We start from the raw sequence: 16,156 nt of genomic DNA, 5'->3' as shown, positions 1-16,156 counted from the left end.
CGGCCAAAGGGACGCGCAGCAGGCGCGCCCTTTTTTTGTGCCCAAATTCCACTTCGGCGAGAGTTGATGCCCAAACGTACAGACATCACCACCATCCTGATCATCGGCGCCGGTCCCATCGTGATCGGCCAGGCCTGCGAGTTCGACTATTCGGGCACCCAGGCGGTGAAGACGCTGAAGGAAGAGGGCTATCGCATCGTCCTCGTCAATTCCAATCCGGCCACCATCATGACCGACCCGGAATTGGCCGATGCGACCTATATCGAGCCGATCACGCCAGAGATCGTCGCGAAAATCATCGAGAAGGAACGTCACGTCATTCCCGGCGGCTTCGCGCTGCTGCCGACCATGGGCGGACAGACCGCGCTGAACTGCGCGCTGTCGCTGCGCCAGCAAGGCACGCTCGACAAGTTCGACGTCGAGATGATCGGGGCCACCGCGGACGCGATCGACAAGGCCGAGGACCGCCAACTGTTCCGCGAGGCCATGACCAAGATCGGGCTCGAGACGCCTAAGTCGCGGCTCGCCAACGCCTCCGCCCTGAAGAAGTCCTTCCGCGACAAGTACCAGGCCGAACGCGCCAAGGCATCGGGCGCTGCACTCGAAGAACTCGAGCGGCAATGGACACTCGGCGAAAGCGACCGCCGCAAGCGCTACCAGGAATATGCGCTTGGCCAGGCGCTGATGGCGCTGTCCGAGATCGGCCTGCCCGCGATCATCCGCCCCTCCTTCACCATGGGCGGCACCGGCGGTGGCATTGCCTACAACAAGGAAGAGTTCCTCGACATCATCGAGCGCGGCCTGGATGCGTCTCCCACCAACGAAGTGCTGATCGAAGAATCCGTGCTCGGCTGGAAAGAGTACGAGATGGAGGTGGTGCGCGACAAGAACGACAATTGCATCATCGTCTGCTCGATCGAGAACCTCGATCCGATGGGCGTTCACACCGGCGATTCCATCACGGTGGCGCCGGCGCTGACGCTGACCGACAAGGAATACCAGATCATGCGCGACGCCTCGCTGGCGGTGCTGCGCGAGATCGGCGTCGAGACCGGCGGCTCCAACGTGCAGTTCGGCGTCAATCCCGAAGACGGCCGCATGGTCGTCATCGAGATGAACCCGCGCGTGTCGCGTTCCTCCGCCCTGGCTTCGAAAGCCACCGGCTTTCCGATCGCAAAGGTCGCCGCCAAGCTTGCGGTCGGCTACACGCTCGACGAAATCGCCAACGACATCACCGGCGGCGCCACGCCGGCCTCGTTCGAGCCGACGATCGACTATGTCGTCACCAAGGTGCCGCGTTTCGCTTTCGAGAAATTCCCCGGTGCCTCCACCACGCTGACTACGTCGATGAAGTCGGTCGGCGAAGTCATGGCGATCGGCCGCACCTTCCAGGAAAGCCTTCAGAAAGCATTGCGCGGGCTCGAGACCGGCCTCACCGGCCTCGACGAGATCGAGATCGAAGGCCTCGGCCGCGACGACGACAAGAATGCGATCCGCGCTGCGCTGGGCACGCCGACACCGAACCGGCTGCTCCAGGTCGGGCAGGCGATGCGGCTCGGCTGGTCGGACGAGGAGATCTTCAATTCCTGCAAGATCGATCCGTGGTTCCTCAGCGAGATGCGCGGCATCGTCGAGATGGAAGCGAAGGTCCGCAAGAACGGCCTGCCGGGCAACGCCTTCGGCATGCGCACGCTCAAGGCCATGGGCTTCTCCGATGCCCGGCTCGCGGTGATCGCAGAGACGACGGAGGCCGAGGTCACGGCGAAGCGACACGCGCTCGGCGTTCGCCCGGTCTACAAGCGCATCGACACCTGCGCGGCCGAGTTCGCTTCGCCCACCGCCTACATGTACTCGACCTATGAGGCGCCGTTCGCGGGCGCGCCTGCGGACGAGAGCTCGCCGTCCGACAAGAAGAAGGTCATCATCCTCGGCGGCGGACCGAACCGCATCGGCCAGGGCATCGAGTTCGACTATTGCTGCTGCCACGCCTGCTTCGCGCTGCACGACGCCGGCTACGAATCCATCATGGTGAACTGCAACCCGGAGACGGTGTCGACCGACTACGACACTGCCGACCGGCTCTATTTCGAGCCGCTCACCGCCGAGGACGTGCTGGAGATCATCGCGAAGGAACGCACCAACGGCACGCTGCACGGCGTCATCGTGCAGTTCGGCGGCCAGACCCCGCTCAAGCTCGCGCGTGCGCTGGAAGCCGCCGAAGTGCCGATCCTCGGCACCTCGCCCGACGCCATCGACCTTGCGGAAGACCGCGACCGCTTCAAGCGGGTGCTCGACAAGCTGCGGCTGAAGCAGCCCAAGAACGGCATCGCCTATTCGGTCGAGCAAGCGCGCCTGGTCGCAACCGATCTCGGGCTGCCCCTGGTGGTGCGCCCGTCCTACGTGCTCGGCGGCCGCGCGATGCAAATCATCCGCGAGGAAAACCAGCTCAGTGATTACCTGCTCGGCACGCTGCCGGAGCTGGTGCCGGGCGACGTCAAGGCGCGCTACCCGAACGACAAGACCGGCCAGATCAACACCGTGCTCGGCAAGAATCCGCTGCTGTTCGACCGCTATCTGTCCGATGCGACCGAGATCGACGTCGACTGCCTCTGCGACGGCAAGGACACCTTCATCGTCGGCATCATGGAGCACATCGAGGAAGCCGGCATCCATTCCGGCGACAGCGCCTGCTCGCTGCCGCCGCACTCGCTGGACGACAAGATGATCGAGGAGCTGGAGCGGCAGACCCGCGAGCTGGCCCTCGGCCTCGACGTCGTCGGCCTCATGAATGTGCAATACGCCATCAAGGACGGCGAGATCTACGTGCTCGAAGTCAATCCGCGGGCCTCTCGCACGGTGCCCTTTGTCGCCAAGGTGGTCGGTACGCCGGTGGCGAAGATCGCGGCGCGCATCATGGCCGGCGAGAAGCTCGCCGATTTCAACCTGAAGAAGGCGAACCTCGATCATGTCGGCGTGAAGGAATCGGTGTTTCCGTTCGCCCGCTTCCCCGGGGTCGATACCGTGCTCGGCCCCGAGATGCGCTCGACCGGCGAGGTCATGGGCATCGACCGCTCCTTTGCGGTGGCGTTCGCCAAGAGCCAGCTCGGCGGCGGCACGCGGGTGCCGCGCAAGGGCACGGTGTTCGTTTCGGTTCGCGAGAGCGACAAGACGCGCATCACCGAGGCCGTTCGCGAGCTGCATTCGCTCGGCTTCAAGGTGCTGGCGACGTCGGGCACGGCCCGCTTCCTGACCGACCAGGGGATCCCGACCGAGAAGGTGAACAAGGTGCTGGAGGGCCGGCCGCACATCGTCGATGCCATCACCAATGGCGACGTCCAGCTCGTCTTCAACACCACCGAAGGCCCGCAGGCGCTCGCCGACAGCCGTTCTCTGCGGCGCGCGGCCCTCTTGCATAAAGTGCCGTATTACACCACTCTTTCTGGGGCCGTGGCGGCCGCGCAGGGCATCCGCGCCTATCTGGGCGGGGACCTTGAGGTTCGGACCCTGCAGAGCTACTTTTCGGAAACCTGATCGCGAGCGGAAGGCCCAACCTTCTGTTAAGTGATTGGCGGTGAAGCCACTATGGCCGGAGGAACTGTCCGGCCATATGGTTGTTCTGTTCCGGTGCCAAGCCCATATGAACGTTCGGCGGCACGCGCGTTGAGCCCCCGGACAGACTGACGAATCAAGTTGCGTGCGCGCTGACTTTTCAGGGCGCGCGCGACCGAAGGACGAGAGAAGAGATGGAAAAGGTACCGATGACAGCGGGCGGCTTTGCCGCGCTCGGGGAAGAACTGAAGAAGCGCCAGTCGGAGGACCGTCCGCGGATCATCGAGCATATCGCCGAGGCGCGCTCGCACGGAGACCTTTCGGAGAACGCGGAATACCACGCCGCGAAGGAAGAGCAGTCCCACAATGAAGGCCGCATCGCCGAGCTCGAGGACAAGCTGGCGCGCGCCGACATCATCGACATCTCGAAGCTGTCCGGCGACACCATCAAGTTCGGCGCGACCGTGACACTGGTCGACGAGGACACCGAAAAGAAGACGGTGTGGCAGATCGTCGGCGAGGTCGAGGCCGACGCCAAGAAGGGCCGCATCTCCATCACCTCGCCGCTCGCGCGCGCGCTGATCGGCAAGAAGAAGGGCTCAACAGTCGAGGTCAACGCACCCGGCGGCGCCAAGGCTTATGAGATCACCAAGGTGGAGTGGCGGTAAACGATTTGCCGTCGCGCGTGATTTGAAAAGGCCGCGCGATGCGCGGCCTTTTGTATCTAGTGTTGCCGAGGGGGTGCGGCTTACTCCACCTCGCTCCGCCTGCGGGGAGAGGACGAACTACCTTCTTCCTCTCACGTCGAGCGGCACGGCCGCCTCGTATTTCGAATTGTGCAGCACCAGCGAGGTCCGCACGTTGCGGACGTGCGGGGCGGCGGTCAGGTGGGTGACGAAATCCTGGAAGGTGGCCATGTCGGGTGCGACGCATTTCAGGATGAAATCGACTTCGCCCGACAGCATCCAGCACTCGCGCACCAGCGGCTCGGCGCGGACGAACTCCTCGAAGGCGCGCAAATCGGCCTCCGCCTGGCTGGAGAGGTGCACTGCGGCAAACACTGTGACGTCGAAGCCGAGCTTGCGTGCATCCAGAAGCCCGCGATAGCCGTGGATATACCCCTCCTCCTCCAGCGCCCGCACGCGGCGCAGGCAGGGCGGGGGCGAAATGCCGACGCGCTTGGCCAGCTCGACATTCGTGATTCGACCGTCGGCCTGAATCTCGGTGAGAATCTTCAGGTCGATCTCGTCTAGGTTCCGCGACACGTGATTGGAACTCCTGGTCTTGCGGCGGTATCGGTGGCTTTGTCGCAATCCTCATAGCCCAGACCGCACGACCGGCGCAATTTTATTGCGCGTGCAGCGCAATCGACTTTTGTTCCCTGTTGGAAAAATCCGCCGATAGGGAATGCAATTCTTGCATAGCTCACCAGAAGGCTTAGATTACCTCTGATATTTCAGCGCCTCCGCGAGGCCTCCCGGCACGTTCCGCGCCCGCGCTGCAGTCCCCCGTGAAAGGCATCTGTCGAAATGTCCGCCGCTGTCCATGCAAAGGTCGTCATCATCGGCTCCGGCCCCGCAGGCTACACGGCGGCGATCTACGCCGCGCGCGCGATGCTCGAGCCGATCCTGATCCAGGGCATCCAGGCAGGCGGCCAGCTCACCATCACCACCGACGTCGAGAACTATCCCGGCTTCGCCGACGTGATCCAGGGCCCCTGGCTGATGGAGCAGATGGAGAAGCAGGCGCTGCATGTGGGCACCCAGATCAAGACCGATCTGGTGACGAAGCTCGACACCTCGCAGCGACCCTTTCGCCTCACCTGCGATAGCGGTGACGTCTATCTCGCCGACACCGTGATCCTCGCCACCGGCGCCCAGGCGCGCTGGCTCGGGCTGCCGTCCGAAGCGAAATTCCAGGGCGGCGGCGTGTCGGCCTGTGCCACCTGTGACGGCTTCTTCTACCGCAACAAGCAAGTCGTGGTGGTCGGCGGCGGCAATACCGCGGTCGAAGAAGCCCTGTATCTCACCAACCATGCCTCGCAGGTCACCATCGTGCATCGTCGCGATCACTTCCGCGCCGAACGCATCCTGCAGGAGCGTCTGTTCAAGCACCCGAAGATCAAGGTGGTCTGGGACTCAGCCGTCGACGAGATCTGCGGCACCGAGAACCCGAACAAGGTCACCCATGTGCGACTGAAGAACGTCAAGTCCGGCGCGTTGACCGATGTGCCGACCGACGGCGTCTTCATCGCCATCGGGCATGCCCCGGCGACCGAGCTCGTGGCTGGGCAGGTCAAGCTGAAACCGTCGGGCTATGTCGAGGTCGCCCCGAACTCGACCGCGACCTCGGTCCCCGGCCTGTTCGCCGCCGGCGACGTCGCCGACGAGACCTATCGTCAAGCGGTCACGGCGGCCGGCCTCGGCTGCATGGCGGCGCTCGAGGCGGAACGATTTTTGGCCCTGCGCGCCAGCGAGCGCGCGGCAGCGGAATAGACATCATGGCAAGAACACGCGACGGATTTACGGATATGGACTGGGACAAGCTGAAGGTGTTTCACGCCGCGGCGGAAGCGGGCAGCTTCACGCACGCGGGCGAGCAGCTCGGCCTGTCGCAATCGGCGGTGTCACGCCAGGTCTCGGCACTGGAGCAGGAGCTCTCGGTCTCGCTGTTCCACCGCCACGCCCGCGGCCTGATCCTCACCGAACAGGGCGACCTCCTGTTCCGCACCGCCCATGACGTCTTCATGCAGCTGCAGGCGGCGCGCGCGAAACTGACCGACAGCCGCGAGCGGCCGAGCGGCGATCTCAAGATCACCACCACGCCCGGCGTCGGCATCAACTGGCTGATCCCCAGGCTCGGCGAATTCACCGCGCTCTATCCGGAAATCCGGATCTCGCTGATCGTCACCGACGAGGAGCTCGACCTGTCGATGCGGGAGGCCGACGTCGCGATCCGCACCCGCAAGCCGACGCAGCCGGATCTCATTCAGCGCAAGCTGTTCGCGATGGGCTTCCACGCCTATTGCTCGCCTGATTACATCAAGCGCTTCGGCACGCCGCGCACGCTGGAGGAGCTCGACTCCCACCGCATCATCACGCTCTCTGACGGCAACTTCGCCCCGCATCTTCAGAACCGCAACTGGCTGGTCGAAGCGGGGCGCAACGGCTCGGGTCCGCGCGAAGCCTATTTCAGGGTCAACAACATTCTCGGCCTCGTCCGCGCCTGTCAGCAGGGCCTCGGCATCGCGGCGCTGCCGGACTATCTGATCGAAGAACAGAGCCGCCTCGTGCAGCTGTTCGGCGAATCGGATTCGATCCAGCTCGATACGTATTTTGTTTATCCGGAAGAGCTGAAGACGGTCGCGCGCGTGCAAGTGTTCCGCGACTTCGTGGTGAGCAAAGCGCAGCGCTGGCCGTCCTGATTTCCGCATGTCTGACATGCGGCTTGGACGCTTGATGCATGGCGCGAGGCTAGCCCATAATGTTTCTACGCTGAGCCTTCGCGTTGCGCATTTGTCCCCCTCCTCCAGTGGCGCGGGAGTTCAGTAATCCCTCTTGGAAGGTGATTGTGTCGGCCTCACGTGGCCAATACCTTAAGCCGGGCTCGATCGAGCCCGGCTTTTTTTTGGCAAATCCGGCCTTCGCCCTCCACGTGTATTGACAGTTCCATGCTTACCCCGCATCATTTGCGAATGATCACGAAGTCGTGCGCAATCTCGTCGCAGGCAATCGCCTCGAAAAAAGGCCCCCATTCGGGGACCTCGGATTTTTGCGCGCGCTAACAGCCTTCGTCATCGCGAGCCGAAACTTCGAAAACCCCGCCGCCTGGACGGGGTTTTTTCATGTGCCCCGTCTCAGGATTTTTCCCGAGAAGGAGATGGAACATGACCGGACTACAGGAACATTTGCACGGGCTCTGGCTGCCGCTGATCACGCCGTTTCGCGACGGTGCCCTCGACGAGAGGTCGCTGCGCCGGCTGACACGGCATTACAGCGGGCAGGCCGTCGACGGCTTCATCCTGGGGGCGACCTCCGGTGAAGGCATGACTCTGCGCGAAGCCGAACTCGAACGCCTCGTCGCCATCGCGCGCGACGAGCTGACCACCGGCCACAGCAAGCTTCCGATCTGCCTCGGACTTTCAGGCGCGGACACCTCGCGGCTGAAGGAGCGTCTCGACGAGACCGCGGACTGGCCGATCGACGGTTATCTGATCGCGAGTCCGTATTACGTGCGGCCGTCGCAGCGCGGGTTGCTGGCGCATTTCGAGGCGCTCGCCGATCACGCCGCCTGGCCGCTCGCGCTCTACAACATCCCCTATCGCACCTCGGTCAACATCACCAACCAGACGCTGCTGCGGCTTGCCGGGCATCCGAACATCATCGGCCTGAAGGATTGCGGCGCAAGCCGCGAGCAATCCATCGCGCTGCTGCGCGACAGGCCTGCGGACTTTCGCGTGCTGACCGGCGAGGATGCGAATTATTTCGAGGCGCTCAGCGACGGCGCCGATGGCGGCATCGTGCTGTCAGCCCATCTCGAGACCGCGACGTTCGCGGCTGTCCATGCCGAGCTGAAGCGCGGCAATCACGATGCAGCGCTGGCGCGCTGGCAGGAGGTCGCGGACCTGACGCGCCTGTTGTTCACCGAGCCCAGTCCCGCCCCGGCAAAATACTGGCTGTGGCGCGCGGGCCTGATCGACAGCCCCGAAGTGCGCCTGCCGATGGTCGAGATCGGCAGCGAACTCGCCGTGCAGCTCGATTGCGAGATCGAACGGCGGATGCAAGTCGCGGCTTAGATGCTTCACCTCTCCCGGCAGGCTTCCCTTCTCTCTTGCGGGAGAAGGGAAGACGCACCGTGGTTAACCCCGCCCCAACGGCCTTCGCTGCTGCCGCATGGCGCATCCACGGCTCGTTTACGCAAACGCGCCTATCGTCTTCATTCAAAGTCTTTTCAATGGGGGAATGATCATGGGGCAACGCATCCGCCCGACGGCGGCAGACACGTTCGCGTCGGCTGATTTCTTGCGGGGAATTGTGGTGGTGTCGTCGTTCGGCTTCTGGGCGGTGATGCTCGGCCTGATGCCGGTGCTGGTGTTTCGGGTCTGGCTGGCATGATGCCAGCGCGCCGCGATGGTTAACTCGTGGTAGCAGCTGTGTTCAAAAGCGCGCGAAACTGCGACCCGGAATTTTAAAATATCCCGTGTAGCGTTCATGCCCATAAGCGAAGAAATCGCGGGGGCGTTTGTGAATAGTCATAACGAGATGGCGTCGCATTACGACGCTGGACAGCAGGGCTTTACCACCGAGGACATTCTCTGGGCCGCCGGCATCTGGTCGGTGATCCTCACTTTGTCGCCGGTGATCGTGTTCTACATGCTGATGGTGGCGTAACTTCCATCCACTTTCTTGAGCACGATCTTATCGGAAAACCGCTTCACACTTTTCCGGATCGTGCTCGCCCGAAAACGCAAAACGCGCGGAGGTCCGCGCGTTTTTCGTCCGGGGAATGATTTATGAAAATTACGCCGCCTGCTTGTGCATTGCGCCGGACGCCGACGCCGTGCCGCGAATAGCCTTCACCGAACGTTCGATCGCCGCCCACAGCCTTGCGATTTCCTGCGCCGCACGGCTCTCGGCCTGATATTCCCGCGCGCCCTCGCCGTGGCTCAGCGCCATCAGCAGATCCGAACGGTTGGTGATCTGGCCGCCCCACACCGGAGCACGGAACTTCGCCAACGCCTCGCGGGCGATGGTGACGATCGGGCTTTCGGACTCGTCGCGGCGCGCCGGCGCACCGTTGAGCACGACCGCGTAGGGCTTGCGCGCCGCACGGCACATCTGGATGGTTTCCTGCACCGCGTTGACGTCGAACACGCCGGGACGGGCAGGAATCACCACCATGGTGGCATTGCGGATGGCGTCGTCGACGACGGCCGACAGGTTTGGCGGCGTGTCGATCAACACCCATTCATAACCGTCGCGCTTGGCCGCGGAGACGATGCCGCTGACCGAGTTCACCGCGGACTTGATCGGCGGCTCGTTGGTGCCACGCAGCTTGTGCCACAGCGTGAGCGAGCCTTGCGGATCGGCATCGACGAGCAGGATCGGCTTGGTCGCCTTGATCTGCGCGGCGAGATGCGCGGCCAGGGTACTCTTGCCTGAGCCACCTTTACGCGATGCAAAAACAATAACGTTCATACCTCTGCCTCCAGATTGACCCCAGGCGGCGAAAATGAATCACCGCGGTGATTCGGGAAAGAAAAATTTATCATAAGTTATGCTGGCGCCATGAAATAACAAAGCGCGTTGGCTTTTGAGTCACACTACTGCGTGCGACGACGGCTGCGAGCTGCATCGCAACACCTTTCACGCCAGCAATCGTGCGTTTTTTGAGCAGCCTTGGCAAGACGAAGCGGAATGCAACCTCGCCGCGCAATCCGTTCCGCTAGCCGTTTCCATCCCGCCTTGTCGCAAGCGTCCGCATGCGGAGGCGAACAAAAGGAGTCCGGGGGGCTGGTGTGGGGCTGATGCCTGGGTCAGTTTGACTCAGAAGACAGCGAGCGAGGAGTCAGACACGCAAATGCCCGGGACTTCAAACGCACTGCGCGCTGTGGCCCGGGCATGATCGAGTTTCAAAAAGGGACGCGGCGCCCGCGTTCAGCCTTCGCTGGCTTTCTTCTTCTTGGCCGGCTTGGTGCTCTTCTTCGCCGTCCGGGCCGAGCTCCTGGGCGCGATGCTGGTCGGCTTGCCGGCGCGGGGCGCGGCCGCCATGCCCGGCTCCGGTCCAGGCCGGAAGAACGCGCGGCACTGCGGCGAGAGCTGCGACTTCTTCTGGATCATGCAGGCGGTGATGGCGTCGACGTTCGGAACGAACTCGCCGCACAGCCGCATCGCATCCGGCGTGCAGGCCTGCTGCTCCTCCTGGGAGTAGGCAAAGCCTTCACCCGGCTGGATCAGGACGGCCAAGGCGATCCCCGTGATCGCAGCAGCCGTGTATGTCTTCACGGATTTCTTAAAGCGGAACGCCGGCATCGATCCCCCCAAATGTCGAGTCGGAGGCGATAGTGGGTGAACGGGGGTTCGTTGGCAACCGAGGGGAGATGCGAAAGCCGCGACGTGTGCGGTCTCGGCAACAGGGACCCCCCAAAAACAAAAACGCGAAAACAACCCCATGCACAGTAGCCAAGTCCATGTGGCGATTGAACTTTGCGGATCGCATTTTTGCGGATTTTACGAAATCGCGTTTGACTCGTCGGGCAAAACAGGAGCATGATGCCATCATCACAGAACGTGCGTGGGGTGGTCGGCTTGTCTCCTGCGCTGGACAAAAGCGTGAGCAGGAGCGGAGACGATTGCATGGAGCGACATGAGGCGGACCTGCCGCTGTCGGGCGTGACGGTGGTCTCGCTCGAGCAGGCGATCGCGGCTCCTCTGGCCAGCCGGCATCTTGCGGACTGGGGCGCCCGCGTCATCAAGATCGAGCGGCCGGGCGACGGCGATTTCTGCCGCGACTACGATCACGTGATGAACGGGATGTCGAGCCAGTTCGTCTGGACCAACAGGTCGAAGGAGAGCCTCGCCATCGACATCAAGAGCCCTGATGGCCAGAAGGTGCTCGAGGCCCTGCTGCCGCAGGCCGACGTCTTCATCCAGAACCTGGCGCCCGGTGCGGCGGAGCGGCTGGGCCTCGATGCCGCTTCGCTGCTGCGGAAGTTTCCCCGGATCATCGCCTGCGACGTGTCGGGCTATGGCGCGGGCGGTCCCTACAGCAACAAGAAGGCCTACGATCTCCTCGTGCAGTGCGAGGCCGGCGTTCTCGCCATCAACGGCACCGAGGCGGAGCCCGCCAAGGTTGGGCTGTCGGTGGTCGATATCGCCACCGGCATGTACATCCTCAACGGCGTGCTGATGGCGCTATATCGCCGCGAGCGCACCGGCAAGGGCACCGCCTTCCAGGCCTCGCTGTTCGATTCCATCACGGACTGGATGAGCTATCCCGCCTTCTACACGCAGAGTACGGGCCGGCCACTGCCGCGAACCGGGGCAAGGCACGCAACGATAGCGCCGTATGGCCCGTTCCGCGTCGGAGACGGCAACACGATTTTCTTCGGCATCCAGAACGACCGGGAATGGCGATCGCTGTGCGCCGTCGTGCTTGGCGAGGCGGCCCTTGCCGACCACCCCCGCTTCCGCAGCAATCCGCTGCGCATGCAGAACAGGGACGATCTGCAGGTCCATATCGAGCAGCGTTTTGCAGCGATGACCAGTGACGAGGTGCTGCGGCTGCTCGACGAGGCCTCGATCGCCAACGCGCATCTGAATTCGGTCGAGGCGTTCCTGGAGCACGAGCAGCTCCGCGCCCGCTCCCGGGTGCAAACGGTGGGATCTCGTTGCGGCCCGGTGATGAGCTTCCTGCCGGCTCTCACCATTCCCGGCCTGTCGCCCCGGATGGATCCCGTGCCTGACGTCGGGCAACACAACCAATCCATCCTCAGCGAACTCGGTCTCGCAAAGGAGACATGACGATGGCCCCTCAGCGGCCGACGCGGGTCTATCTGGCCGTTCCCGCGCATCGCTCCCGTCTCGTCGCCAAGGCGGCTACCTCGGCCGCGGATGCGGTGTTCATGGACCTCGAGGACGCCGTGCCGCCGTCCGAGAAGGGCGCGGCGCTGGAGGAAGCTGCGGGGGCTTTATCTTCTCTGGATTGGGGCAACAAGGTCGTCGCGGTCAGGCTCAACGCCGTCGACAGCCCCTTCATCGCGCAGGAAATCGGCACGCTCGCTGCGCTTCCCAGATTGGATTCGGTGATCGTGCCGAAGGCGGAGCGGGCGAGCGACATCGCCGCCATTGCCGATCAGCTGCGTGCGGCCGCGCCCGATCGCCCCTCGCCTGTTGCGCTCGAACTGCTGATCGAGACCGCGCTGGGTCTCGTCAATGTCGACGCGCTCGCCGCCGCGCACGACAGCGTCGCGGCCCTTCATCTCGGTGTCGGCGATTTCGCGGCGTCGATCGGCGCCCGCTCCTCGGAAATCGGCGCGTCGCCGGACGGCTACCGCCACGTGGGCTCCGCCCAGAGCGGCTATGCCTCGGCGCCGCTCGATCTGTTCGCCTATCCGATGATGCGCCTGCTGGTGGCCGCGCGCGCGTTCGGGCTACGCGCGATCGACGGTCCGTGCGGCGCGTTCCGGGACGGCAAACTGACTGAAAGCAGCGCGCTCAAGGCGGCTGCGATGGGTTTCGACGGCAAGCAGGTGATCCATCCCGACCAGATCGAGCCGACGCTGCGGGCGTTCGTCCCGTCCGACACCGAGCTCGCGCACGCGCGGCGGGTGGTCGCGGCCATGGAGCACGCCGAGGCGCAGGGCCAGGGCGCGGTGACGCTCGACGGCAAGATGATCGACTATGCCAATGTGCGGATGGCGCGCAGGATCATCGAGATGGGGTCGTAGCGGCGCATGACCACGGTGCTGATCGTCGCGCCGGTGTTTGCGCTGATCGCGGCCGGCTATGCCGCGGTGCTGTTTCGCTTCGTCTCGGAGACCGCGCACAAGGGCATCTCCGAATTCGCCTTCAGCATCGCGATTCCCGCGCTGCTGTTCCGCACCATCGTCGTCTCGGAATTTTCCGGCGTCAGCCCCTGGCGGATGTGGGGCGCCTATTATGGCGCGCTCGCGCTGACCTGGATCGCGGCGCTCATCCTCTCGGCGCTGCTGCGGCAACGGCGCGAGGATCGCGAGGACGGCGTCGTGTTCGCGATCGGCTCGGTCTACGGCAACATCGTGATGCTCGGCATTCCCCTCACGCTCTCGGCGCTCGGCAATGAGGCGGCAGGCCCGATGGCGCTGATCCTGTCGGTGAACACGCCGCTGCTCTGGCTCTGCGGCACGCTGCAGATGGAGCTGGTCGACCGCAAGCAGACCGCCTCGGCCGCGTCGCTGATCGTGCCGGTGCTGCTGGATCTTTCCCGTAACCCGATCATGCTCGCGATCGGCTTCGGCCTCGTCTGGCGCCTCACCGGCCTCGGCCTTCATCCCGTCGTCGACCGGACCGTCGAGCTATTGGCGCAGGCGGGATCACCGGCGGCGCTGATCGCGCTCGGCATCAATCTGTTCAGGTTCGAGGTCAAGGGCGAGATGTTGAGCGTGGTCGTGATGAGCGCGCTCAAGCTGCTGGCGATGCCGGCGGCCGCCTTCGTGCTCGCAAAACTGCTCGACCTGCCGCCGCTCGCAGCCGGCGTGGTCGTGCTGTTCGCGGCCATGCCGACCGGCGCGAATGCGTACATCTTCGCGGTACAATATCAGCGGCTGGTGAACCCGGTGTCGGGCGCGGTGGCGCTGGGCACGCTGCTGGCGGCGGTGACGTTGCCGGTGGTGGTGTGGGTGGTGGCGAGGTGAGGCAGGCTGTGCGCGATAACTCGCTTTGGAGCAAAAACTTCTTTGATGTCGTCCAGCTGTTTGGCACCGAACGCAATCCGCACATCAGCGTTCGTGGCGACACCTTGTCGTCGCTGTCCAAAGCTGTGTGATCTGCGTGGAACCCCTGACAGCACACGCGTGATAAATCCATTTCGGCGCATTGAACCGGTCGAAACGCTCAGCTGACCAAAAAGAGATCTGCAATATAGGAGCAGTTCCATGGGCATTCCCAAAGATGGGACGGTTTCGGTCCGCATCACATGCGTTGGTCACGCCAGCCGACGCTGGAGAGGTGCCCGCACGAAGGCGGCGGCGTCCGCATTGAATCAGCGCCTGTCGGAATTCAGGGCGAAAACGATCTTCGACCAGGTCGATCCCATCGTCAAAATGCAGCTGCCGGGATTGCCCGTCGCGCTTGGCCAAAAGGCAGTCGGGAGCACGGAACCGTTTCCGACGGCCGGCGAAGATAACGCCGCCATCGATCGCAGTGTCGTCCTCATGGTCGACCTGGTTTGGACAGGTACGGGCGGTTACAAGAAGGTGCACCGTCCGCCTCGGCTTGTTTATGCGCCGAGCACCTTCTGGGAGATGAAAATCGCAGCGCTCTTTGGCGCCTCGGGTATCGGCGTCAAATCGAGCTTGCTCCGCGTGAAGATCAAGAACTTGAGTACAGGGCGCGAACTTTCGCTTTTTGGGCCGATTATCGGCGGTGATCTGACCATCGGTGCCGGCATGTTCAAGAAGGTGCCCAAGGTGTCGCCCGTGAGCTTCGACAAGTTCGATCCCAAACAATTGCGGGATGCGCAAGTGGGCAAGCCGGTCGTGTTCACGACGCCGCTCATGGACTTCGACGACTGGATCAACGGATCGGAAGGCCAGCTCGTGCGGGTCGTTCACGGTCATCTTAAAACCGGCGTGACCAAGTCGCAGACGAGCTTTCTCCAGTTCGTCAGCGTCGATACTCATCCCGGCTCATTGGTCTTCGATCTGAAGGCGCTCGGTTTCTCGTTGGGTATTCCCGAGGTATCCAATCAGGTGCAATCCGGAACACTCAAAGCCGAAAATCATCCGTCAGACCAGTATCTCGTCGACACACCTGATGACGTCGTTCCTGTCCAAGTCGCACAGCACCGCAGCGAAGGCCTTCTGATCAGCTTCCCAACTGAAAAACATCACTGGACGGATTTGAGTTCGAGCCAGCAAGAGGAAGTGAAGCGATTTGTGTTGAACAGAACGGCAGCCATTCGCGCTTTGTCTGACTTCAAGGATGTGGTCGCCCCGACGCCGTGATGGGGCGGGTAGCTGGCAGACTGATTTCCCGACGAAGCTGTGGCTTCGTGCTTCAAGGGGGCGAGAAGCCGAGCATCCTGGCGGGATGCGCGCTCGAGCCACTGCAGGTGCCGACCTGCGCGAATACGTACATCTTCGCGGTGCAGTATCAGCGGCGGGTGAACCCGGTGTCAGTTGCGGTGGCTCCGGGCACGCTGCTGGCCGGCCGAAAGAATTATTGAACACGCTGGCCCTCGCGCCAGGCCATCTCCCAGAAGTCTGCCTCGAGTCGGGTGGCTTCCTTGAAGATCGCAATCAGCTCTGTCTCGCGTGCCGGCGTGGCGTAGAGATCGGCGAGATGCTCCATGTGCTCCCGCGCTTTGGCGGCGACCTCCTGGTACGGCGCGCCGGCATACTCGGCGATCCAGACGCGGTAGGCGTTCGTCGCAGCGGCCGCGAGGGGGAGCGAGGCGAGCCGCGTTGCGATCTCCGCGTACCCGATCACGCAGGGGGCAAGCGCCACCTTGAGAGCCAGCAGATCGCCGCGCATTCCCGCGTCGAGCACGTAGCGTGTATAGGCCAGCATCTCGGCCGCCGGAGGAGCCTGTTCAAGGTCGGTCGGGGACAGACCCCAATCGGCACAGAGCTTCACATGCAGGTTCATCTCGACGTCAAGGATGGCCGAAAGGCCGGCCGCAGCTTCACGCATGTCGGCAAGTCGAGGCGACTTGTAGACCGCGAGCGCGTAGGCGCGAGCAAACTCGATGAGGAACAAATAGTCCTGAACAAGGTAGTGACGAAACGCCGCTTTGGGGAGCGAACCGTCCGCCAATCCGTTCGTGAAGGGATGCTCGGTGTAAGCCCGCCATTCGACGGAGGCTGCTGTCTTGAGACGCTCGAAGAAACTCACGATCTTTTTTGCCC

The 16,156-nt window shown here is 63.4% G+C and carries 15 protein-coding genes; 11 read left to right on the top strand and 4 right to left on the bottom strand.

All coding sequences use genetic code 11. From position 1 onward, the window contains the following. Positions 1-66 precede the first annotated feature (66 nt). Positions 67-3,531, top strand: coding sequence for a carbamoyl-phosphate synthase large subunit (gene carB, locus RX329_RS06610; RefSeq protein WP_085348771.1), 3,465 nt, complete (start codon positions 67-69; stop codon positions 3,529-3,531). A 212-nt stretch (positions 3,532-3,743) separates the two neighbouring features. Continuing rightward, entirely contained in the window at positions 3,744-4,217 is a 474-nt protein-coding gene (gene greA, locus RX329_RS06605) for a transcription elongation factor GreA (protein ID WP_007596674.1), read from the top strand. Between the two features lie 117 nt (positions 4,218-4,334). On the opposite strand, the gene RX329_RS06600 is transcribed toward greA, so the two are convergent. Next, the gene (locus RX329_RS06600) at positions 4,335-4,814 is read right to left on the bottom strand and encodes an Lrp/AsnC family transcriptional regulator (protein WP_007596676.1); all 480 of its coding nucleotides are present in this window, start codon (positions 4,812-4,814) and stop codon (positions 4,335-4,337) included. Positions 4,815-5,078: 264 nt separating this feature from the next. Here RX329_RS06600 and trxB point away from each other — a divergent pair, with 264 nt between their 5' ends. The 5 genes from trxB to RX329_RS06575 all read left to right on the top strand — a co-directional run bounded on the left by trxB (position 5,079) and on the right by RX329_RS06575 (position 8,939). Next, positions 5,079-6,044, top strand: coding sequence for a thioredoxin-disulfide reductase (gene trxB, locus RX329_RS06595; RefSeq protein WP_018453588.1), 966 nt, complete (start codon positions 5,079-5,081; stop codon positions 6,042-6,044). Positions 6,045-6,049: 5 nt separating this feature from the next. Continuing rightward, positions 6,050-6,973 (top strand): LysR family transcriptional regulator, encoded by a 924-nt coding sequence (locus RX329_RS06590; protein WP_007614700.1) that lies wholly within the window; start codon positions 6,050-6,052, stop codon positions 6,971-6,973. A 462-nt stretch (positions 6,974-7,435) separates the two neighbouring features. Beyond that, positions 7,436-8,344 carry a 4-hydroxy-tetrahydrodipicolinate synthase family protein gene (locus RX329_RS06585; RefSeq protein ID WP_085383821.1) on the top strand — a complete coding sequence of 303 codons (909 nt, stop codon included), beginning with the start codon at positions 7,436-7,438 and terminating at the stop codon, positions 8,342-8,344. Between the two features lie 172 nt (positions 8,345-8,516). Continuing rightward, positions 8,517-8,663, top strand: a complete 147-nt coding sequence (locus RX329_RS06580) for a hypothetical protein (protein WP_162847256.1) — start codon at positions 8,517-8,519, stop codon at positions 8,661-8,663. Between the two features lie 96 nt (positions 8,664-8,759). After that, on the top strand, positions 8,760-8,939 hold the full coding sequence (locus RX329_RS06575; RefSeq protein WP_007596684.1) for a hypothetical protein: 180 nt from the start codon (positions 8,760-8,762) through the stop codon (positions 8,937-8,939). A gap of 129 nt (positions 8,940-9,068) precedes the next feature. Here RX329_RS06575 and RX329_RS06570 read toward each other — a convergent pair whose 3' ends face one another. Together RX329_RS06570 and RX329_RS06565 are read right to left on the bottom strand one after the other, a co-directional pair. Next, positions 9,069-9,746: a ParA family protein gene (locus RX329_RS06570; protein WP_007596685.1), complete on the bottom strand. Its 678-nt coding sequence runs from the start codon at positions 9,744-9,746 to the stop codon at positions 9,069-9,071. Positions 9,747-10,205: 459 nt separating this feature from the next. Next, entirely contained in the window at positions 10,206-10,580 is a 375-nt protein-coding gene (locus RX329_RS06565) for a hypothetical protein (RefSeq protein WP_085348773.1), read from the bottom strand. A 324-nt stretch (positions 10,581-10,904) separates the two neighbouring features. Between RX329_RS06565 and RX329_RS06560 the strand changes: the two genes are divergently transcribed. From RX329_RS06560 to RX329_RS06545, 4 genes are all read left to right on the top strand, one after another. Continuing rightward, positions 10,905-12,071 (top strand): CaiB/BaiF CoA transferase family protein, encoded by a 1,167-nt coding sequence (locus RX329_RS06560; protein WP_085348774.1) that lies wholly within the window; start codon positions 10,905-10,907, stop codon positions 12,069-12,071. A 2-nt stretch (positions 12,072-12,073) separates the two neighbouring features. Then, on the top strand, positions 12,074-12,997 hold the full coding sequence (locus tag RX329_RS06555) for an HpcH/HpaI aldolase/citrate lyase family protein (RefSeq protein ID WP_085360601.1): 924 nt from the start codon (positions 12,074-12,076) through the stop codon (positions 12,995-12,997). A 6-nt stretch (positions 12,998-13,003) separates the two neighbouring features. Continuing rightward, positions 13,004-13,942, top strand: a complete 939-nt coding sequence (locus RX329_RS06550; RefSeq protein WP_085348775.1) for an AEC family transporter — start codon at positions 13,004-13,006, stop codon at positions 13,940-13,942. A gap of 240 nt (positions 13,943-14,182) precedes the next feature. Next, positions 14,183-15,253, top strand: a complete 1,071-nt coding sequence (locus RX329_RS06545; protein ID WP_085354353.1) for a hypothetical protein — start codon at positions 14,183-14,185, stop codon at positions 15,251-15,253. A gap of 214 nt (positions 15,254-15,467) precedes the next feature. Here the strand turns inward: RX329_RS06545 and tenA are convergent, their stop codons facing one another. Beyond that, a complete protein-coding gene (gene tenA, locus RX329_RS06540) occupies positions 15,468-16,142 on the bottom strand; it encodes a thiaminase II (RefSeq protein ID WP_085348777.1) in 675 nt (224 codons plus the stop codon). Positions 16,143-16,156: the final 14 nt, after the last annotated feature.

Source organism: Bradyrhizobium sp. BWC-3-1 (assembly GCF_032917965.1).
Taxonomy (GTDB): Bacteria; Pseudomonadota; Alphaproteobacteria; order Rhizobiales; family Xanthobacteraceae; genus Bradyrhizobium; species Bradyrhizobium canariense_D.
This window is presented reverse-complemented; position numbering and strand designations above follow the sequence as displayed.

Coding starts and splice junctions, on each gene's coding strand:
- RX329_RS06565 (WP_085348773.1), bottom strand. CDS start 10,580: ATGCCGGCGTTCCGCTTTAAGAAATCCGTGAAGACATACACGGCTGCT.
- greA (WP_007596674.1), top strand. CDS start 3,744: ATGGAAAAGGTACCGATGACAGCGGGCGGCTTTGCCGCGCTCGGGGAA.
- RX329_RS06545 (WP_085354353.1), top strand. CDS start 14,183: ATGGGCATTCCCAAAGATGGGACGGTTTCGGTCCGCATCACATGCGTT.
- RX329_RS06555 (WP_085360601.1), top strand. CDS start 12,074: ATGGCCCCTCAGCGGCCGACGCGGGTCTATCTGGCCGTTCCCGCGCAT.
- RX329_RS06560 (WP_085348774.1), top strand. CDS start 10,905: ATGGAGCGACATGAGGCGGACCTGCCGCTGTCGGGCGTGACGGTGGTC.
- RX329_RS06590 (WP_007614700.1), top strand. CDS start 6,050: ATGGCAAGAACACGCGACGGATTTACGGATATGGACTGGGACAAGCTG.
- trxB (WP_018453588.1), top strand. CDS start 5,079: ATGTCCGCCGCTGTCCATGCAAAGGTCGTCATCATCGGCTCCGGCCCC.
- RX329_RS06580 (WP_162847256.1), top strand. CDS start 8,517: ATGGGGCAACGCATCCGCCCGACGGCGGCAGACACGTTCGCGTCGGCT.
- RX329_RS06575 (WP_007596684.1), top strand. CDS start 8,760: ATGCCCATAAGCGAAGAAATCGCGGGGGCGTTTGTGAATAGTCATAAC.
- carB (WP_085348771.1), top strand. CDS start 67: ATGCCCAAACGTACAGACATCACCACCATCCTGATCATCGGCGCCGGT.
- RX329_RS06585 (WP_085383821.1), top strand. CDS start 7,436: ATGACCGGACTACAGGAACATTTGCACGGGCTCTGGCTGCCGCTGATC.
- RX329_RS06570 (WP_007596685.1), bottom strand. CDS start 9,746: ATGAACGTTATTGTTTTTGCATCGCGTAAAGGTGGCTCAGGCAAGAGT.
- RX329_RS06550 (WP_085348775.1), top strand. CDS start 13,004: ATGACCACGGTGCTGATCGTCGCGCCGGTGTTTGCGCTGATCGCGGCC.